This window comes from Chloroflexota bacterium, from assembly GCA_026713825.1.
GTDB lineage: Bacteria > Chloroflexota > Dehalococcoidia > Lucifugimonadales > UBA1127 > UBA1127.
This window is the reverse complement of the sequence record JAPONS010000032.1, coordinates 1-2,655: the sequence shown is the minus strand read 5'-3', so window position 1 is coordinate 2,655 and position 2,655 is coordinate 1. Positions and strand designations below refer to the sequence as shown.

Annotated in this window: 3 protein-coding genes; 1 reads left to right on the top strand and 2 read right to left on the bottom strand. The window is 63.7% G+C overall.

Annotation, left to right across the window (positions count from 1 at the left end; genetic code table 11):
• The coding region (locus OXC99_03870; protein MCY4624126.1) for a hypothetical protein at positions 1-326 on the bottom strand (326 nt) is incomplete at its 3' end.
• Positions 327-988: 662 nt separating this feature from the next.
• Between OXC99_03870 and OXC99_03865 the strand changes: the two genes are divergently transcribed.
• Positions 989-1,921 carry a gamma-glutamylcyclotransferase gene (locus OXC99_03865; GenBank protein MCY4624125.1) on the top strand — a complete coding sequence of 311 codons (933 nt, stop codon included), beginning with the start codon at positions 989-991 and terminating at the stop codon, positions 1,919-1,921.
• Between the two features lie 350 nt (positions 1,922-2,271).
• On the opposite strand, the gene OXC99_03860 is transcribed toward OXC99_03865, so the two are convergent.
• A partial coding sequence (locus OXC99_03860) for a hypothetical protein (protein MCY4624124.1) occupies positions 2,272-2,655 on the bottom strand: 384 nt, incomplete at its 5' end.

Sequence of the window (2,655 nt, the reverse complement as noted above, 5' to 3'; positions counted from 1 at the left end):
CTCCGGAAGTACGTCCCCTGCTCCAACGTCGGAATCCATCCCCGCTCCGGATGCGCGGCCACGTAGTCCAGTCCCAGCAGCAACCGCCACAACTGCTCACCCGCAGGCACCCGCGCCCGCGGTGGCTCCAGCCCGAGCGCCCGATAGACGCGCGCCGCCCGGACATGGCAGAACCGTCCGTTCGTCGGGGCTCCTGGCCGCGGGTACTCGCGCGCGAGGCCCGCGGCGGTGAGCCGCACCACCATCCGCCCGGCCGCGTTCCGGCGGCAGCCGTAGCGCTCGCAGTACTGCCCCCGAGTGAAGACGCCGCCCGCGACGCCGCACACGAGCGCCAGCCATTCGGCCTCCCGGTCGCTCCACCCATCGGCCTTCAGGGGGCGCGCTCTGGCCAGCAGATCCACTCGGCCAGCCTAACCGTTCCGGGGAGACGACCCGGAATGGAGTCTCGCGCTTTTATCCCAGATCCTCGCTGGAACACTTCCACCCCCCCTAGTGTTCCACTCGGTGTACCCACCTGTAGATCAATGTCTCCCAACAGCCGCCTGTGGTTGGGATGCATCACATCCAAACGGGGCCACGGGTTGGGAGAGTCGGGAGCGACCCCCTCTTTTCGTGTTGAAAAGCGTCACTGTCGGGGGCTACACATGCTGCGCTGTGTTCCACCCCCTCTCGCGTCCGGGTCGCTCCCGACGCCGCCTCGCGGCGGCCAGTTATCCCTGCGGGAAGGCGGTTCCGGGCTCGACGTGCGCCGAACCTGCGGATTGCTGATTGTTGCGCTACCGCGTCGCTCCCCGGGTGCCGCGATTCCCCGTGCGGGGTGCGCTACACGGCTCCACGATTCGGGCGCTGTCACGCACCTTCCAGGACAAGTGCTACGCTGCCGATCTCGCCCGGCGGTCATCGGCCAACGGCGAACCGAAGACCATGGCCGCCCTCGACCAGCCGCTCGGCGCAGCTTATCGCGAACGTTGGGCCTCTCGGTGAACCGATGGCGAGTGACGACAAGAGGGAACCGGCGGCGCCGGACGACGACTGCGTCGTTCCTTCTCACCCAGTTCCGGCGGGCGAACTAAGCCGCTACTCTGTGGAAGGCGACTCGCACTCGGAAAGCGACATCGCCAATTACGTCAATAGCCAGGCTCAGGATCAGACCGTCTTGCATGTCGAGAAGATCAAGGAAGCAATAGTCCTCCGTGAGGCCTATGAGATGTGGGATGTAACCACCGACAAAGATCGGTGGTGGGTCCTGACCAATCTAACCAATCTGTACTCTCAACGTCATTTTCCAAGCCTCGACTACACGCTGTCGTTTCACATTGGACTCATGGCCAGACTGCGCAGTCGCTCCGATCGGGTAGACGGAACCGATCCGACGCCGTTTGACGAAGTGTTTAGGCGTATCGATCAGGCCGAGCGCAGGTTTGAGCGAGCAGTCGAGCCCGATGAGTTTCAGGCAGTCGGCATGCACCTGAGGGAAAGCCTGATATCGCTGATTTACGCAACGAGGCGTCGTGCGGAGCTCCCCGCGAAGATCGAGCTTCCGCAAGGGGCCAACTTCGTCTCGTGGTCAGAGCTGCTGATGAATCATCTGTGCAGCGGGAGCAGCAACAAGAAGCTGCGGCAACACCTCAAGAACATCTCGAAGGACACATGGCAGCTCGTGAACTGGCTCACACATGACAGGAGCGCGAATAAGACTGCGGCATCCGTTGCGATCCATTCGTGCCAAACAATCATTGGTCACTTCATTCAGGTCCTCGAACGAAGCCGGACGGACAAAACTGAGGAGTGCCCGGTCTGCAAGTCGCGCAACATCAGGACCCACTTCGATCTCGCGATTCAACCGGACGGCGACTACTATTTGAGCTGTGGAGCATGCGCTTGGACGAATCATCCTGGTCAGGCGCACGACGAGGTCTAACAGGGCGTGCAGATGACAGCGCGAGGGATCGGGGAGTCACCGGATTTGACAATCGAGCCGCCGGTTGTTGACGATGTCCCCGGCGGTGCGGCCGACCCAGTACGTCCTCGTGGCGGCGGTGGTCGTCCCAGTGGCGGAACACCGGGCAACCGTTCGAAGGTGCCACCCGTTTCTGCCGCTGCGCGGCTGCCCCTTTCGACTCGTGGCTCTCGGCCCGTCGCGGATGTGATGCCAGACGTGATATCCAATTCTAACCAGTGCGTACAACTGAAAGATAAATCAACCATTTAGGACGCGGGCACCGCGGAGCGGCGCGAAGCGCCGGGCGGTTCGGGAGCGGGGCGTCGGCTCTACGAGCCTGAAGGGCGGGAACCCGGACCGTTGCGCGGCCCCGCTCCCGAACCGCTCGACGTCGATGAGGCTGCCATGGTCAGTCCCGCCTTGATGAAGCCGTCGAGATCGCCGTTCATCACCCGGTCCACATCCCCCACCTGGTGGTTCGTCCGGTGGTCCTTCACCATCCGGTAGGGCTGGAACACGTAGGACCGGATCTGATTGCCCCAGGTGTTGTCCCCGAGGCTCTCTTTCTGGGCGTCCTCCCTGGCCTTCCGCTCGCGGACCGCGCGGTCGAAAAGCCGGGCGCGCAGGACCTTCATGGCGCTGTCACGGTTGCGGTGCTGCGAGCGCTCGTTCTGGCAGGAAACCACGATCCCCGTGGGCAGGTGGGTGATGCG

Coding starts and splice junctions, on each gene's coding strand:
- OXC99_03865 (MCY4624125.1), top strand. CDS start 989: ATGGCGAGTGACGACAAGAGGGAACCGGCGGCGCCGGACGACGACTGC.